General features: G+C 65.1%; 12 protein-coding genes. 6 read left to right on the top strand and 6 right to left on the bottom strand.

The window, feature by feature from the left end; all coding sequences use genetic code 11:
* Positions 1-10: 10 nt before the first annotated feature.
* Together JKL46_RS00930 and JKL46_RS00925 are read right to left on the bottom strand one after the other, a co-directional pair.
* Positions 11-1,624, bottom strand: a complete 1,614-nt coding sequence (locus JKL46_RS00930; protein ID WP_201829337.1) for an ABC transporter ATP-binding protein — start codon at positions 1,622-1,624, stop codon at positions 11-13.
* Positions 1,625-1,978: 354 nt separating this feature from the next.
* Entirely contained in the window at positions 1,979-4,087 is a 2,109-nt protein-coding gene (locus JKL46_RS00925; protein WP_201829335.1) for a sensor histidine kinase, read from the bottom strand.
* A 224-nt stretch (positions 4,088-4,311) separates the two neighbouring features.
* On the opposite strand from JKL46_RS00925, the gene JKL46_RS00920 reads away from it, so the two are divergent.
* Both JKL46_RS00920 and JKL46_RS00915 read left to right on the top strand, forming a co-directional pair.
* Positions 4,312-6,126 (top strand): ABC-F family ATP-binding cassette domain-containing protein, encoded by a 1,815-nt coding sequence (locus tag JKL46_RS00920; protein ID WP_201829333.1) that lies wholly within the window; start codon positions 4,312-4,314, stop codon positions 6,124-6,126.
* Positions 6,127-6,441: 315 nt separating this feature from the next.
* Positions 6,442-7,407: a DUF6454 family protein gene (locus JKL46_RS00915; RefSeq protein ID WP_201829331.1), complete on the top strand. Its 966-nt coding sequence runs from the start codon at positions 6,442-6,444 to the stop codon at positions 7,405-7,407.
* Between the two features lie 81 nt (positions 7,408-7,488).
* Here JKL46_RS00915 and JKL46_RS00910 read toward each other — a convergent pair whose 3' ends face one another.
* From JKL46_RS00910 to JKL46_RS00900, 3 genes are all read right to left on the bottom strand, one after another.
* Entirely contained in the window at positions 7,489-8,229 is a 741-nt protein-coding gene (locus JKL46_RS00910) for a bestrophin-like domain (RefSeq protein WP_201829329.1), read from the bottom strand.
* Positions 8,230-8,607: 378 nt separating this feature from the next.
* Positions 8,608-11,457 carry an ATP-dependent Clp protease ATP-binding subunit gene (locus JKL46_RS00905; RefSeq protein ID WP_201829327.1) on the bottom strand — a complete coding sequence of 950 codons (2,850 nt, stop codon included), beginning with the start codon at positions 11,455-11,457 and terminating at the stop codon, positions 8,608-8,610.
* 183 nt (positions 11,458-11,640) lie between these two features.
* On the bottom strand, positions 11,641-11,853 hold the full coding sequence (locus JKL46_RS00900) for a dodecin (protein ID WP_201829325.1): 213 nt from the start codon (positions 11,851-11,853) through the stop codon (positions 11,641-11,643).
* A gap of 187 nt (positions 11,854-12,040) precedes the next feature.
* On the opposite strand from JKL46_RS00900, the gene JKL46_RS00895 reads away from it, so the two are divergent.
* The gene (locus tag JKL46_RS00895) at positions 12,041-12,577 is read left to right on the top strand and encodes a DUF4142 domain-containing protein (RefSeq protein WP_201829323.1); all 537 of its coding nucleotides are present in this window, start codon (positions 12,041-12,043) and stop codon (positions 12,575-12,577) included.
* 104 nt (positions 12,578-12,681) lie between these two features.
* Here JKL46_RS00895 and JKL46_RS00890 read toward each other — a convergent pair whose 3' ends face one another.
* The gene (locus tag JKL46_RS00890; RefSeq protein ID WP_201829321.1) at positions 12,682-13,701 is read right to left on the bottom strand and encodes a fumarylacetoacetate hydrolase family protein; all 1,020 of its coding nucleotides are present in this window, start codon (positions 13,699-13,701) and stop codon (positions 12,682-12,684) included.
* A gap of 73 nt (positions 13,702-13,774) precedes the next feature.
* On the opposite strand from JKL46_RS00890, the gene JKL46_RS00885 reads away from it, so the two are divergent.
* From JKL46_RS00885 to maiA, 3 genes are all read left to right on the top strand, one after another.
* Positions 13,775-14,863 carry a TRAP transporter substrate-binding protein gene (locus tag JKL46_RS00885; protein WP_201829744.1) on the top strand — a complete coding sequence of 363 codons (1,089 nt, stop codon included), beginning with the start codon at positions 13,775-13,777 and terminating at the stop codon, positions 14,861-14,863.
* A 185-nt stretch (positions 14,864-15,048) separates the two neighbouring features.
* Entirely contained in the window at positions 15,049-15,552 is a 504-nt protein-coding gene (locus tag JKL46_RS00880) for a MarR family winged helix-turn-helix transcriptional regulator (protein WP_201829318.1), read from the top strand.
* Positions 15,549-16,175: a maleylacetoacetate isomerase gene (gene maiA / locus JKL46_RS00875; protein ID WP_201829316.1), complete on the top strand. Its 627-nt coding sequence runs from the start codon at positions 15,549-15,551 to the stop codon at positions 16,173-16,175. The genes JKL46_RS00880 and maiA overlap by 4 nt, the downstream gene beginning before the upstream one ends.
* Positions 16,176-16,218: the final 43 nt, after the last annotated feature.

Raw genomic sequence — 16,218 nt, 5'->3', positions numbered from 1 at the left:
TGTCGTCTCCCTAGATGATCTTGTTCATGCCCGGCACCGCGGCCAGGAGCTGGCGGGTATAGGCGTCCCGCGGGTGCGCGAAGAGTTGCGCGGTTTCCGCCAATTCCACAATCCGCCCTTTTTGCATAACTGCCACGCGGTCGCAGATCTGGGCGGCCACGCGCAGATCGTGGGTGATGAAGAGAATGGCGAGACCGAGTTCCTCCTGAAGGCCGCGGATCAGCTTGAGAATTTCGGCCTGCACCGAGACGTCGAGGGCGGAGACGGCCTCGTCCGCCACCAGCACGTCGGGCTTCATGGCGAGCGCACGCGCGATCCCGATGCGCTGGCGCTGGCCGCCGGAGAATTCGTGCGGATAGCGTTCGACGGCCTGGGCCGGAAGCCCGACCTTCTCCAGAAGGATGCGGGCATCGTCGAGAGCCTTGGCCGGGTCCGCGCCCTGCGTGATCGGCCCCTCGGCGATGATGCGCCCCACCGTGCGGCGCGGATTGAGGGAGGCGAAGGGATCCTGGAACACCATCTGGATCCGCCGCCGATGCGGTCGCAATTCGCGCTGGGACAGGGTGCCGAACTGCAGATCGCCGATGGCGATGGCGCCCCCATCCGGCTCGATCAGGCGCAGCACGCAGCGCCCGACCGTCGACTTGCCGGATCCGGATTCGCCGACGAGGCCCAGGGTCTCGCCGCGCCTGATGTCGAAGCTCACCGCATCCGCCGCCTGGACCTCGCGGCTTTTGCGGAAGAACCCGCGCCCGCCGTAGAACTTGGTCAGCGCGTCGACCTTGAGCGCGATGGGCTCGCCCGTCAGCTGCTTGGGCGCCGGCGGCGTCAGGGACGGCACGGCGGCGAGAAGGCGCTTGGTGTAGGGGTGCTGCGGTCGGGTCAGAACCTCGTCCGTCGGTCCCTGTTCCACGACCTCGCCCTGCTGGAGCACGGCGACCCGGTCCGCGATCTCGGCCACCACGCCGAAATCGTGGGTGATGAACAGGACCGCGGTTCCCTTCTTGCGGCGCAGGTTGTCGATCAGCTTGAGCACCTGCGCCTGCGTGGTGACGTCGAGCGCTGTCGTCGGCTCGTCGGCGATGAGAAGCTTCGGCTCGAGCGCAAGGGCCATGGCGATCATCACCCGCTGGCGCTGCCCGCCGGACAATTCGTGCGGATAGGCCCTGGCGATCAGTTCGGGGTGCGGCAGGTTCACCTCGGCGAGGAGGTCGAGCACCCGGCGCTCGCGCTCGGCCGGGGTGAGGAGGCCGTGTGTGCGAAACGTCTCCGCGATCTGGTCCGCGACCCGCATCACCGGGTTCAGCGAGGTCATCGGTTCCTGGAACACCATACCGACTTCGCGCCCGCGCAGGTCGCACCAGCCGTCTTCGTCGAGGCTCAGCAGGTCGCGGCCGGCGAGCCGGATCGAGCCCGACAGAACCTCGACGCCTCCCGGCAGGAGGCCGATGGTGGCCATGGCGGTCATCGACTTGCCCGAGCCCGATTCCCCCACGACGCAGAGCGTCTCGCCCGGAGCGATCGCCAGTGAAAGGTCCCTGATCGCGTGCTTGCGGTCGGCGAGGGCGGGCAGCCCGATGGACAGGTTCTCGATCGACAGCACGGGGGAGGGGCTGCTCACCATGTGACTCCAGCTTGAAGGGTCGAGCAGCCATCCTTGCGATCTCAACCGCTTCGTCAATCCACCTTCGACGCCATGGTGAGAACGGCTTTCGCTTCGCCATATCATCACCTGCACTCATCCTGAGAGGCTGGCTCATAATTGATTGGCGGTTCGCCACGGAATGCCGGTGATCGATAGCCTGAGAGGGCATGGCGCTGTTTCACCTCTCCCTGAGGGAGAGGTCGCGCCCGAGGCGCGGGTGAGGGGTTGCAGGTTTATCCGGATAGGGCGTACCCCCTCACCCTCGCTGCGCTCGACCTCTCCCCACTGGGGAGAGGTTTCGGTCGCGCTCCGATCTATTCATGAGCCAGCTTCTTATGACCGGTGCGTCGGATCGACGATGGACGCCACTTCCACCTTCGTTTCCGCCATTCTCGGGCCGTGCGCCAGCGGCACGGAGATGTCGTAGGCGACGCCGCCTTCGGCGAAGTTGAGCACCATGTAGCCGCCGAGCTCGCCCTCGATGCTGCGGCGGATCAGGCGCGATCCGAAGCCCTGGCGTTTCGGCGGCGCCACCGGCGGCCCGCCGCTCTCGGTCCAATGGATTCGCAGCTGATCGGGACGGTCGTCGCTCTGGATGATCGACCAGGTCATTTCGAGCAGGCCCGCATTGGTCGAGAGCGCGCCGTACTTGGCGGCATTGGTCACCAGCTCATGCAGGACAAGGCCGAGATTGATGGCGTAGCGGGCGGGAAGCTTCACGTCCGGGCCGCACAGAACGACCCGCTCGTCGCCCGGCTTGCGGTAGGGCGCCAGCTCCTGTTCCGCCACGTCGCGCAGCTCGGCCTCGCGCCAGGATTTGCGCGTCAGCAGGTTGTGCGTCTTCGACAGGGCGAGCAGACGGCCCTCGAATGCATCCTTGAACTGCGCCGAAGTCTCGGTGGTGCGCAGCGTCTGCGAGGCGATGGACTGCACGGTGGTCAGGGTGTTCTTCACTCGGTGATTGAGCTCGTCGAGGAAGAAGCGCTGCTGCTCCTCGGCATGCTTCTGCTCGGTGATGTCCTGGAAGATGCCGACGAAATAGACCGGCTGCTTCTCCATGTCGAAGAATACCCGGCCCTTCGAGTTGATCCAGCGGAGGCTGCCGTCCGAGAGCCGGATGCGATATTCGTCCTGGTAATCCCCCTGGTCTTTGACGGCATCCCGCCATTTCTGCACCACGCGATCCAGATCCTCGGGATGGAGGATCTGCAGCCAGTACTGATGATCCATTGCGGCGGTGGCATGGGGAAGGCCGAGCATGGCGGTGGCCTGGCTCGACCAGCCGCCGACGCTCTTGTTGGGGTCGTACCACCAGGTTCCCATATGTCCCGCCTCCAGGGCGAGGCGGGCGCGCTCCTCGCTCGCCTGGAGCGCCTGCTGGCGTGTCGCGACATCGTCCATCAGGTCGTTGAAGGCCTTGGCCAGGATGCTGAACTCGCCCGATTTCCGCGGCAGCGAGATCCGCGCCTGGTAATCGCCCCGGCGCCAGGCCTGGATGCCGTCCGTGACGATCTGGAAGGGGCGGGTGATGAAGGCGCGACTGAGCAGGCCGGAGAGGGACAGCGCGAGGATGAGCGCCGCGCCGATCAGCATGAAGCCGCGCCGGGCCGCCTGATTGATCGAGGCGAAGGCTTCCCGCGTCGACAGGCCGACATTGATGTAGACCTCCTCGGGGGGAAGGGAGAGCGGGATGTAGCCGACGATGCGCCGCATCCCGTCGATGCTGACCGTCTGCGCGGTCCCGACTGTTGAGCCCTTGGCCTGATCCATATATTCCTGAGGCAGCAGCCGTCCGATCATGCGCTCCGGCTCCGGGTGCTGGACGATCACGATGCCTCTCCGGTCCGCGACCGTCAGAGATCCGCTGTCGGGCGTGGTGCGTTCTTTCAGGTTGTCGGCGAGCCAGCGCAGGTCCAGGGCGGCCGCCAGGACCCCGACCACGTCGCCCCGGTCGTTCCAGATCGGCAGGGCGAGGGGAAGGACCGGATGGGGCGGGAGTTCGCCCTCCTCGAAGACCGGCGTGAGTTCGCCGACGACGAGGCCCTTCTCATCCAGGGCGTGGTGGAAATAGGGGCGGTCGGCGAAATAATGCTGCGTATCGACCGTGCCGCTCGGACGGCAGCGGATATGCCCGCTGATATCCATCGCCACGAAGGACAGGATATAGGGCACCTTTTCTTGCAGAGCCTTCAGGTAGGGGCTGCAGCTCGGCGTATCGAAGGTGCGGATGGAGGGGATTTCGTCGATGGCGAGCAGAAGGCTATGGATACCGTCGAAGATACGCTGCAGTTCCGCACCGACCAGCTGAGCCTGGCGGATCACGAGGTCGTTGACCTCGGTTTCCCGGGCACGCCGCAGGGAGACCTCTGTGTAAGTCCAGATGACGATCGCCGGCAGCACCGAGATCAGAGCAAGAAGTAGCAGACGCCTCGTCAGTGTCATGCAAACGCTCAGCTTAACGTCGGAAGGTGATCACAAAGTTCGGTGACCGTCCACCCCTAGCGCATCGTGCGGAAAAGTGGACCCGGTTTTCCGGACCACACGACGCGCTAGCCAAGAAAAGAAGCATCGGGTGGGTTCCAATAGTGGCCCCACTTTTGGGCCCGATGCTGTAACAAGTCGGCGCGGCCTTGCATCTGCGACCAAGAGGTGTCAGGGGACCAGGAATGGCTCCTCCTCCTCTGCTTCTCCTCCAGGACATCGCTCTCACCTTCGGCGGCACGCCGCTGATCGAGAGCGCCGAGCTTTCCGTTTCACCCGGCGAGCGCGCGTGCCTCGTGGGCCGCAACGGCTCGGGCAAGTCGACCCTGCTCAAAATCGCCGCAGGCCTCATCGAGGCCGACCGCGGCAAGCGCTTCGTGCAGCCGGGCGCCACCGTGCGCTATCTGGCCCAGGAGCCGGATCTCGCCGCCTATCCCAGCACCCTGGCCTATGTGGAGGCGGGGCTCGGGCCGGGAGACGACCCGTACCGGGCGCGCTACCTGCTGGAGCAGCTCGGGCTCACCGGCGAGGAGAAGCCCGCCGACCTTTCCGGCGGCGAGGCCCGCCGGGCGGCGCTTGCCCATGTGCTCGCGCCGCAGCCCGACATCCTGCTCCTCGACGAGCCGACGAACCATCTCGACCTGCCGGTGATCGAATGGCTCGAAGGCGAGCTGAAGGGCCTGCGCTCGGCGCTCGTCCTCATCAGCCACGACCGGCGCTTCCTGGAAAGCCTGTCGCAGGCGACGATCTGGCTCGACCGCGGCCGGACCCGCCGCATGGACCGCGGTTTCGCCCATTTCGAGGAATGGCGCGACCAGGTTCTGGAGCAGGAGGAGGCCGAGCATCACAAGCTCGGCCGCAAGCTCGTGGCCGAGGCCGACTGGCTGCGCTACGGCGTGACGGCGAGGCGCAAGCGCAACGTGCGGCGGCTGGGCAATCTCCACGCCATGCGCCAGCAATACCGCGAGCGCCAGCGCGCCGTCGGCACGGTCAGCATGACCATGGCCGAGGCCGAGCAGTCCGGCACCCTCGTGGTCGAGGCGGAGGGCGTCTCGAAGTCCTTCGGCGACCGCGCCATCGTCTCGAACCTGTCCCTGCGGGTGCTGCGCGGCGACCGGCTCGGCATCATCGGACCGAACGGGGCCGGCAAGACCACTCTCATCAATCTGCTCACCGGCGTTCTCGCGCCCGATGCCGGCCGGGTGCGTCTCGGCGCCAACCTGCAGATGGTCACCCTCGACCAGCGCCGCGCGAGCCTCGATCCCGATGCCACGGTGGCGGAGACGCTCACCGGCGGGCGCGGCGACACCGTCACCATCGGCGGCCAGACGAAACACGTCATCGGCTACATGAAGGATTTCCTGTTCGCGCCCGAACAGGCCCGTACCCCCGTGGGCGTGCTCTCCGGCGGCGAGCGCAACCGGCTCATGCTGGCGCGCGCGCTTGCGCAGCCGTCCAACCTGCTGGTGCTCGACGAGCCCACCAACGATCTCGACCTCGAAACCCTCGATCTGCTGGAGGAGATGATCCAGGATTATTCGGGCACGGCGATCCTGGTCAGCCACGACCGCGACTTCCTCGACCGCACGGTCAGCTCCGTCCTCTTCTCGGAAGGCGAGGGGCGCTGGCTCGAATATGCGGGCGGCTATACCGACATGGTCGCCCAGCGCGGGCGCGGCGTGCAGGCCCGAATCGTCGAGAAGGAAGCGAAGCCGAAGAGCGCCGACAAGCCGGCCGCCGCCCCTGCTGCAGCACCGGGGAAGCGCAAGCTTTCCTTCAACGAGCAGCACGACCTCAAGACGTTGCCGAAGCGCATGGACGAGATCGGAGCCAAGATCGTCAAGGTGCAGGAGATCCTCGCGGATCCCGAGCTCTATTCCCGCGATCCCGCCCGATTCCAGAAGGCCATGGATGCGCTGACGACGCTGCAGAGCGAGCTGCACGCGGCGGAGGAGCGCTGGCTCGAGCTGGAAATGCTGCGCGAGGAGCTGGAGGGGTAGAGCGCTTGGCGCGACCCCTCGATGGCGCACGATATGCTCGACGACGCTTCATGACCTCTCCACGTCATGGCCGGGCGTGTCCCGGCCATCCCGATCGGTGAAGCGCGGCGCTTCAATCTATCGGAATCACCGGCACCGATCTCCGGATCAGGTCCGGGGAGGTGATGACGTGATTGGGAGGCTGACAGGATCGTTCACTTCACTAAAATGACATCACCCGCTCGCTAAGAGCATCGGACCCAAAAGTGGAAGGCACTTTCGGGAACGATCCGATGCCCGGAACAAGTAGCGGTTCGTCATTGAAGGAGGAACGCGATGGATTGCCTTTCGAGACGTTGCCTGACGACTGTTCTGACGATGCTCTGCCTCGGAGCCTTGCCCGCGACGCTTCAGGCTGCGGAACCCGACCGGGATGCGCTGGCGGAGCGCGTGACGAAGCTTTCGCGCTCCACGCAGTGGAAGCCCGTCTCCGCCGTTCCGATCAACTTCCTCACCCATCACCCGCAGGGCATGGTGAAGATCGGCGATACGCTGTTCGTGTCCTCGGTCGAGATCCAGCAGCCGACCAAGCGGTTTCCGCAGCCGGTGGACGGCTACGATCGCGACACGGGCGCGGGCGTCGGGCATCTCTTCAAGATCGACATGAAGGGCAACCTGATCGCCGACATCACCCTCGGGGAGGGGTCGATCTATCATCCGGGCGGCATCGATTACGACGGGAAATACATCTGGGTGCCTGTGGCCGAGTACCGGCCGAACAGCCGCGCCATCGTCTATCGCGTCGACCCTGAAACCATGAAGGCGGAAGAGATGTTCCGCTTCGCCGACCATGTCGGCGGCGTGGTCTACAATCCCGACGAGAAGTCCCTGCACGGGGTGAGCTGGGGCTCGCGCCGGTTCTACCGCTGGCCGCTCGACGCGAATGCGAAACCCACGAATGCCAGCGAAACGCCCGAGAAGCTGCGCACGCTCAACACGTCGCATTATCTCGATTATCAGGACTGCAAATATGCCGGCAAGAGCCGCATGCTGTGCTCCGGCGTGACCGAGATGCGGGTGACGCCGGAAGCCGCCCCGTTCCGCCTCGGCGGGCTCGATCTCATCAACCTCACCGACGGCCGCCCGATCTTCCAGACGCCGGTTCTGCTCTGGAGCGCAGCCGGAATGGACATGACCCACAACCCGGTCTGGATGGAAGCGAGCGATGCAGGCATCCGCGGCTACTTCATGCCAGAGGACGACAAGTCCACGCTCTACATCTACGAGGCGGAAGTGAAATAGTTCACTATCTTTTGTTGCCGCGCTTTTTGGCGGCGAACCGGATCCACTTCGCCGAAAAGCGCTTTGGGGCGTCGGGCCGGCTCATTGCTGCAGATCCGCAAGGACGCGCTGCAGGGACCGGTTCGACGCCTGTATCAGGCCCGAAGAGGGCACGTCCATGTCGAGCATGAGATAGATCGACCCCGCCATGAGTAATGCGGCGACCACCAATGTCGTGGTGACGACCGCATTTTTCGGCGCACGATAACCGAAGCTCGCAAAGATCACGATCAGCCACGCGATCACCAGCCCGACGAGCGGCATCGGAAGCGCGCCCTCCGATTGCTCGACGATGATCCAGCGCTGATGCACGACCTCGCGGTAGATCTGGCGGGCATCGTTCCAGATCGCCGCCTTCTGATCGTCGGCCGGCTTGATCGCCCGCAACGTGGTCCCGACCTCGTCGAGCAGGAGCTCCGCGCTCCGGTCGCTTTCGACGACGGGCATGTCGCCAACGGCCCGCTGCACATAGGCGACCAGACGGCGGCGGGTCTCCTCGCCATCCGGACCGAGGGCGCGCACGGCGCGATCGAGGAGAACGAGGTCGGTGGCGAACGTGTGGATGTTGTGATCGATGGATTCGTAGGTGTTCCTGGCCGAGTTCATCATCAGGCCGAGAACGAGGGACGTCATGACGACGAAGATGTTGGCGACCAGCCGGACGGTCGCATTGGTGTCCTCCTGAAGGTGCTTCTCAGGGAGCCGGCCATGCATCACCATGGCGCCGATCCCGGCCGCCGTCAGACAGAAGAAAGACAGACCCGCGATGAGGATTTCCTTCATGACCGGCTGTTCCAATCGGCTGATCGACATGGCGCAGGATGCGCTTGCCGCCCAGCTTCGCGGGCCGAGTGTCGTACGAGATGGGCCGACGGTGCAACCGGCGGGCGGAAAGTCGGAGGACTGCGACCGTGTATCCCCTCTCCCGGGTGGGAGAGGGGCAGCGGTGATGCGGTGTGGTGACTTGCCCGTCATGGCCGGGCTCGTGCCGGCCCTCCCGATACCGAAAAGCGCAGCGCTTTTATTAATCGGGATCACCGGCACCGATCCCCGGATCAAGTCCGGGGAGGTGATGACGTCGAGATAACCTCACATGATACCCTCACCCCGACCCTCTCCTAACCCGGAGAGGGACAAGCGCCGCGGCGTTGATAAGCGAACCTATTCAGCCGCTGATTGACTTCGGTCGCCTGTCTCTTTGCCGGTCTCCCGCTCCACCTCCACGGCGTTCCGCTGCTTGTCCGCTTTCTTTGGAGTGGCCTGCTCTGCGGTCTCCGGCTTCGCCTGGGGTTCCAGAACGACCTTCTGCCGTTCGCCGTCCCAGCGCACGCGCACCCGATCGCCCTCGTGCACCTCGTCGGAGAGCATCGCGCGGGCGAGCTGCGTTTCGAGTTCCGAGCGGATCAGGCGCCGCAGCTCGCGGGCACCGAATTCCGGACGGAAGCCGGCTGCTGCGAGATGGTCCACGAGGCTCATGTCGATATCGAGCTCGACGCCCTGCGCATGGGCGGTGCGCTTCACCCGTTCCAGCTGCAGCTCGACGATGGAGCGGATCTCGTTTCGCGTCAGCGCATGGAAGACAATGATCTCGTCGATGCGGTTGAGGAATTCGGGCCGGAAATGGCTGCGCAGCACCTCCATCAGCTCGCGCTTGAGCTTGGTCTGATCGTCTTCGCCCGTACCACGCAGGTTGAGGTGGCGCTGGATGATGTCCGAGCCGAGATTCGATGTGGCGATGAGGACCGTGTTGGTGAAATCGACCACACGACCCTTGCCGTCGGTGAGGCGCCCGTCGTCGAAGACCTGGAGCAGCACGTTGTAGACGTCCGGATGCGCCTTCTCGATCTCGTCGAACAGCACGACGGAATAGGGCCGGCGCCGCACCCGCTCGGTGAGCTGTCCGCCCTCATCGTAGCCGACATAGCCGGGCGGCGCGCCGATGAGGCGGGCGACTGCGTGGCGCTCCATGTATTCCGACATGTCGAGGCGGATCATGGCGTCCTCGTCGCCGAAGACGGTTTCCGCGAGCGCCTTCGCGAGTTCGGTCTTGCCTACGCCGGTGGGGCCGAGAAACAGGAAGGTCGCGATGGGGCGGCGTCCCTCCCTAAGGCCGGCCCGCGCCAGGCGCACCGCATCGCTGACCGCTCTCACCGCCTCCTCCTGGCCGATCACGCGCTTGTGCAGGCGCTCCTCCATCTTCACGAGGCGCTGGCGTTCTTCCGTCGTGAGTTCGTTGACGGGCACGCCGGTGAGCTTCGAGACCACCTGCGCGATATGCTCCGTGCGCACTTCCGCTGAAGCCGATCCGCGCCCGCGGCGCCAGCGCTCGGTTGCCTCCTGCAGTTCCTTGTCGCGGGCGTCGTGCTGGGCCTGGAGCTGCGACGCGCGGTCGAACTGCTTGCGCGAGGCGGCATAATCCTGCTCGCGCTTGAGCTGGCGCACTTCGGCTTCGAGTTCCTGCACCTCGACCGGCCGCGCGGTGGCCGAGAGCTTCACGCGTGCTGCCGCCTGATCGATCAGGTCGATGGCCTTGTCGGGCAGGAAGCGTCCCGTGATGTAGCGGTCCGAGAGCTCTGCCGCTGAGACGATGGCATCGTCCGTGATCGCGACCTTGTGGTGCGCCTCAAGGGTGTCGCGCAGGCCGCGCAGGATCATGATGGTCTGAGCGATGGTCGGCTCCGGCACGAAGACCGGCTGGAAGCGGCGTTCGAGCGCCGCATCCTTCTCGATGTGCTTCTGGTATTCGTTGAGGGTCGTCGCGCCGATCAGGTTGAGCTCGCCGCGGGCGAGCGCCGGCTTGAAGACGTTGGCGATGTCGAGCCCGCCTTCGCCACCGCCCTGGCCTGCGCCGACGATGGTGTGGAGCTCGTCGATGAACAGGATCAGCTCGTCCTCGCGCTCTGTGACCTCCTTGAGGATCTGCTGCACGCGCTCCTCGAACTCGCCGCGGTACTTGGAGCCGGCGACCATGGAATTGATCGAGAGTTCGACGAGGCGCTTCTCGCGCAGGCCTTCCGGCACCTCGCCGCCGACGATGCGCTGGGCAAGCCCCTCGACGATGGCTGTCTTGCCGACGCCGGGCTCGCCGATCAGCACCGGGTTGTTCTTCTTGCGCCGGGCCAGCACCTCGATGGTGGTCTCGATCTCCTGAGCCCGGCCGATCACCGGATCGAGCTTGCCTTCGCGGGCGAGCTTGGTCAGGTCGCGTGAGTACTTGTCGAGATTGGGCGTGTTGGTCGGCGCGTCGACGCTGCCGCCTTCAGCGCCTCGGCCGACGACCTTGGTGACCTGCTGGCGGATGGCCTGCGGGGTCAGGCCGTAGCGGCGCAGCATGTCGGCGGCGAGGCCTTCGCCCTCCTCGGCAAGGCCGATAAGCAGGTGCTCGGGCCCGACATAGGAATGACCGAGTTCCGCCGAGGCTCGGAAGGCGCGGGAGAGCGCGTCCTTCACCCGGGGCGACACGCCGATCTCGCCGCCTTCCTGCGGCTCGGCATCGCCGCGCGGGCTCTCCTGAACGATCTGGTTGCGCAGGTCGTCGAGGGAGACCTTGAACTGGTCGAGAATGGTGCGGATGACATCGCTCTCCGTCAGAGCAAGCAACAGGTGCTCGGTGTCGACCTCCCTGCGGCCGAAATCGGCGGCCCGCCGGGCGGCTGCCTGGAGGATTTCCTCCACGTGTTCCGAGAGGCGCTCCGCACCGCCGGCCGCGGGCCTCCGGCTGCCAGCGCTTCGGGCCGCATTCGCAGGGGGCATATCGCTGACCGAACGCTCGTCGAGGGCGTCCCGCCGGCCGCCGCGGCCGCCGAAGAAATCGTCGTTGAAGAAATCGTCGAACAGGCTGTCGCGCTGGCCGAAGAGCGATTCCAGCGGCGAGCTCGATCGCTGCTGCCGGGTCAGGCGCCGGTAGTCGTAATCGCACAGCTCCATCGTCTGGCGCTGGCCGTTGCTGACGACCTGTGCCCGAACGGTTGCAGGCCTCACTCCGCAGATGTCGCACAACCCGTCAGCCATGGCGTTACCTCCATGAGGGCGTGTTCTCAGCAGCGCTCGGAAAAAGGGCGCAGGACACACGCCGCTTCAACAAGATCGGGAAACCTAACAGGTGGAACCGGGCATTTGCATGGCCGCACGGACCGAATGAGCAAGGCCTGGCGTCATCCCGCTCTGAGCGCCGTGACCGCGCTCCAGTCTCGGCTACTCGCCTTCGAGCGTGAAGCCAGCCTTGATCACCACCTGGTAGTGGCGCACCTCGCCGTCCTCGATATGGCCGCGGGTCTGGATCACCTCGAACCAACGCAGATTCCTCAAAGTATGGTTCGCCCGTCGAACGGCGGTCTGAATCGCGTCCTCGATGCTGGTTTCCGAGGATCCGACGAGTTCCACGATCTTGTAGACATGGTCATCCATGAGGCGCTCCATCTCCATCGCAGAACCTAACTAGGGCGCATGGCGAAATCGCCCACCGCGGAGCCCGTTCTCAAGCGGTTGCAGCTTCGCCGCGGAAAAAATCCGGCACCCAGGAACATAGGACGAGGCCCCATCGTTGGGGGCCGTCGGCTCGGCCTTAGGATCGGGCGAAGGAAGGACTTCTGTAATGAACTTCAAGGTATTGTTTGTTTCGAGCGCCTTGGCGCTTGGCGTTGCCGGCTGCATGACGCCGATGGCCACGGCTCCCGCTCCTGCCCCTGTTGCCGTCACGAGCGCAGCGGAGTTCGTGCCGACGGCGACGTCCTCGAACCTGTTCGAGATCGAGTCGAGCCGCCTGGCCCTGCAGCGCTCGCGCGACCCCGAGGTTCGCCGCTTCGCCCAGCAGATGATCCGCGACCACAACGCCGCTGGCCGGCGCATGACGTCAACGGTTCGCCGTGCCGGCGTGCCGACGTCGCCGCCGGCGATGAATGCGAAGCACCAGCAGATTCTGGCGACGGTTCAGGCCGCACCCGACTTCGACGCGGCCTACGTGAACGCCCAGCTCATGGCGCATCAGGAGGCAGTGGCCTTGTTCACGTCCTACTCGCAGAACGGGGACGTGCCGCAGCTTGCCCAGTTCGCCGGCGCGACTCTTCCCACTCTGGAAATGCACCTAGAGCACGTCCAGGCGCTCGGCGGCGGTACGGCCCGCGCCATGTAAGCGCATCGATTCAGGCCGCCGGACATCCTCCGGCGGCCTTTTGCAGTTTGTTCGGTCTTCCAGTTCCGGAATCGCGAGCTGCACGCGATCGATGCGCAGCAAAGTCAAGCCTCGCCGCGATAGGCTTTGACCTCCTGCTCGATGGCGCCGAAGATCGAGTGGCCCTGCTTGTCCTTCATCTCGACGCGCACCGTATCGCCGAAGCGCAGGAACGGCGTCCTGGCTTCGCCGTGCAGGATCGTCTCCACGGTCCGCAGTTCCGCGAGGCAGGAATAGCCGAGGCCTCCATCGGCGATCGGCTTGCCCGGGCCGCCGTCCCGATCCTTGTTGGAGACCGTGCCCGAGCCGATGATCGCGCCGGCGCCGAGAGGTCTCGTCTTGGCGGCATGGGCAATCAGGGTCGGGAAGTCGAAGGTCATGTCGACGCCCGCATTCGGCTTGCCGAAGGGCTTGCCGTTGAGGCTGGTGAGGAGGGGCAGGTGGAGCTTGCCGCCGTCCCAGGCCTCGCCCAGCTCGTCGGGCGTGACCGCCACGGGCGAGAGCGTGGAGGAGGGCTTGGACTGGAAGAAGCCGAAGCCTTTGGCGAGCTCCGCCGGAATCAGGTTTCTGAGCGAGACGTCGTTGACCAGCACGATCAGGCGGATGGCTGCAGCGGCTTGTTCCCGGCTCGCGCCCATCGGCACGTCGCCTGTGATCACCGCCACTTCCGCCTCGAGGTCGATCCCATGTCCTTCGTCGACGGCCAGGATCTCGTCTCGCGGACCGAGGAAGGAATCGGAGCCGCCCTGATACATGAGCGGATCGGTCCAGAAGGAGGCAGGCATCTCGGCGCCGCGCGCTTTGCGCACCAGCTCAACATGGTTCACATAGGCCGAGCCGTCCGCCCATTGATAGGCCCGGGGCAGGGGAGAGGCGCAATCGTGCTCGTGGAAGCGGAAGGCGGGGACGGAGCCATGTTCGAGCTGCCCTGCCAGATCGCGCAGTTGAGGCTCGACTTTTTCCCAATTGTCCAGGGCTTGCTGAAGCGTCGGAACAATGAAAAAAGCGTCAGTCGCGCGGGTCAGGTCTTTCGAGACGATGACGAGGCGGCCGTCACGGCCTTGGTTCAGGGAGGAGAGCTTCATTGTCACCGACCGGGTTGTTATGGTCCACTCAACTTGCAACAGAATGCTTTCCGGGGAAACGCCAATGACGACGATGAAGAGAAGAAACTTTCTGAAAGGGGCAGGGCTTGCCGCTGCAGCCGGAACGGTGGCCATGCCGGCCATCGCACAGACGCAGCCGGAAATCCGCTGGCGCCTGACCTCGAGCTTCCCGAAAAACCTCGACACGATCTTCGGCACCGCACAGACCTTCGCCAAGTACATGGCGGATGCGACCGACGGAAAGTTCCAGATTCAGGTCTTCGCTCCCGGCGAGATCGTCGGCGGTCTGCAGGCCATGGATGCGGTCCAGAACGGGGTGGTCGAATGCGCCCATACCCCGCTCTACTACTACATCGGCAAGGAGCCGGCGCTCGGCATGGGCACGGGTCTGCCGTTCAGCCTCAATGCGCGCCAGCTCCATTCCTGGTGGCACTTCGCCGGCGGCAAGGAGATCATCAACGAGGTGATGGCGCGGTATAACTGCACCTCCTTCGTCTGCGGCAATTCCGGCGCCCAGATGGGCGGCTTCTTCCGGAAGGAGATCAACAGCGTCGATGACCTGAAGGGCCTGAAGTTCCGCATCGGCGGACTCGGCGGTCAGGTTTTGGCGAAGCTCGGCGTCGTGCCGCAGCAGATCGCCCCCGGCGACGTCTATCCGGCGCTCGAGCGCGGCACCCTCGATGCGGCCGAGTTCGTCGGTCCCTATGACGACGAGAAGCTCGGCTTCCTGAAAGTGGCCAAATACTACTACGCTCCCGGCTGGTGGGAGGGCGGCGCCATGCTGCACCTCGTCGTCAACCAGCAGAAGTGGAACGAGCTGCCGAAGAACTACCAGGCCATCCTGTCCCAGGCGACGGAAGCCGCGAACAACTGGATGCTCGCCAAGTACGACGCGGTCAACGGCCAGGCCCTGCGCCGCATGGTCGGCGCCGGCGCGGAGCTGCGCACCTTCTCCCCGGCGATCCTGGAAGCCTCGCTCAAGGCCGCCAACGAGCTCTATGCCGAGCTCTCGGCCAAGAACGCCGACTTCAAGAAGGCCTACGATTCGATGGTCGCCTATCGCACCGACGTGCTGCCCTGGTTCCAGCTCAACGAATACGCCTTCGACACCTTCATGATCCGCACCCGCGGCCGGGCATAAACCGGGGCGGAATTCCGCTTCGATCCCAGGAAGTCGAGCAAACGACAGCGTGGCTGGCCATTCCAGCCACGCTGTTTTTGTTTGGCCGAGGTCCCAAGGCAGGATCTTGACCTTGCGTCATGTCAATCTAGTTGCCTGTGCAACGAATTGTGGTATTGGTTGCACAGGCAACGATTGGCGGGACGATGGCGACTGGATCGGCAGCAAAGAAGCAGGCACCCGAACCCCTGGTGGTTCTGGAGCAGTTCCTGCCTTATCGGATCAACGTGCTGGCGGGCCTGACCTCGAGCGCGCTCGCTCAGATCTATGCCGATCGCTACGGCCTTTCGATTCCGGCATGGCGGGTCATCGTTACCCTTGGTCAGTACGAGAACCGGACCGCCAGGGACATGGCGCCGGACGGGGTGATGCACAAATCGACCGTCTCCCGCGCCGTTGCCGCGCTCGAGAAGCGGGGGCTGGTTGTGCGCCGGCCCAATCTCGACGACCGCCGTGAGGAATGGCTCGCACTCACGCCGGAAGGCCGCGCGATCTACGAGGCTGTGGCCCCTGAAGCGCTCGCCGTCGAGGAGCGCCTCCTCTCGGTTCTGACACCGCAGGAACAGGCGACCCTCGCGGCCCTGATCGACAGGCTCACCAGGCAGGCCCGGCTGCTGGCACCCCAGGATGGCGTGGAGGCGCAGACGTGAAGCTCTATACCTATTTCCGCTCCTCCGCGGCCTATCGCGTTCGGATTGCGCTCAACCTCAAGGGCGTTGCCTACGACTCGATTCCGATCAACCTGCTGACCGGGGAACAGCGCGAAGAAACCTATCGCGCGGTCAATCCCCAGGGCCGCGTTCCCTCGCTCGATGTCGGCAGCGCGACCCTGATCCAGTCGCCGGCGATCCTCGAATATCTCGACGAGTGCTATCCGGAGCCGCCCCTGCTGCCGGTCGGCGCGGTCAACCGGGCCAAGGTCCGGGCCATCGCCAGCCTGATCGGCTGCGATATCCATCCGCTCAACAATTCAGGCACGATCGCCTATCTCAAGAAGCGCCTCGGACACGATCAGGCTGAAGCCGACCAATGGTACGCCCATTGGGTGCATGAGGGCTTCGATGCCATCGAAAGGCTGATCGAGCCCGGACCCTATGCCTTCGGCTCCCGGATTTCGCTCGCCGACGTCTATCTCGTTCCGCAGGTCTTCAACGCACGGCGCTTCAAAGTCTCGCTCGATGCCTATCCGAAGATCGCGGCGGTCGATGCCGCCTGTGCCGGGCACAAGGCCTTCCAGGATGCTGCGCCTGCGAGGCAGCCCGACGCCGTTTGACGAAAACCCGCATCCGCCCGAAGGCCGGGTGCGTTGTCCCCAC

This window comes from Microvirga zambiensis WSM3693 (assembly GCF_016735695.1).
Taxonomy (GTDB): Bacteria; Pseudomonadota; Alphaproteobacteria; order Rhizobiales; family Beijerinckiaceae; genus Microvirga; species Microvirga zambiensis.
The sequence above is the reverse complement of the archived record's forward strand: the minus strand, read 5'-3'. Positions and strand labels throughout refer to the sequence as shown.

What these genes read in the sequence shown, in the direction of transcription:
- JKL46_RS00915 (WP_201829331.1), top strand. Translation starts at nt 6,442, where the DNA reads ATGGATTGCCTTTCGAGACGTTGCCTGACGACTGTTCTGACGATGCTC.
- JKL46_RS00885 (WP_201829744.1), top strand. Translation starts at nt 13,775, where the DNA reads ATGAAGAGAAGAAACTTTCTGAAAGGGGCAGGGCTTGCCGCTGCAGCC.
- JKL46_RS00890 (WP_201829321.1), bottom strand. Translation starts at nt 13,701, where the DNA reads ATGAAGCTCTCCTCCCTGAACCAAGGCCGTGACGGCCGCCTCGTCATC.
- JKL46_RS00880 (WP_201829318.1), top strand. Translation starts at nt 15,049, where the DNA reads ATGGCGACTGGATCGGCAGCAAAGAAGCAGGCACCCGAACCCCTGGTG.
- JKL46_RS00910 (WP_201829329.1), bottom strand. Translation starts at nt 8,229, where the DNA reads ATGAAGGAAATCCTCATCGCGGGTCTGTCTTTCTTCTGTCTGACGGCG.
- JKL46_RS00925 (WP_201829335.1), bottom strand. Translation starts at nt 4,087, where the DNA reads ATGACACTGACGAGGCGTCTGCTACTTCTTGCTCTGATCTCGGTGCTG.
- JKL46_RS00920 (WP_201829333.1), top strand. Translation starts at nt 4,312, where the DNA reads ATGGCTCCTCCTCCTCTGCTTCTCCTCCAGGACATCGCTCTCACCTTC.
- JKL46_RS00900 (WP_201829325.1), bottom strand. Translation starts at nt 11,853, where the DNA reads ATGGATGACCATGTCTACAAGATCGTGGAACTCGTCGGATCCTCGGAA.
- JKL46_RS00930 (WP_201829337.1), bottom strand. Translation starts at nt 1,624, where the DNA reads ATGGTGAGCAGCCCCTCCCCCGTGCTGTCGATCGAGAACCTGTCCATC.
- JKL46_RS00895 (WP_201829323.1), top strand. Translation starts at nt 12,041, where the DNA reads ATGAACTTCAAGGTATTGTTTGTTTCGAGCGCCTTGGCGCTTGGCGTT.
- JKL46_RS00905 (WP_201829327.1), bottom strand. Translation starts at nt 11,457, where the DNA reads ATGGCTGACGGGTTGTGCGACATCTGCGGAGTGAGGCCTGCAACCGTT.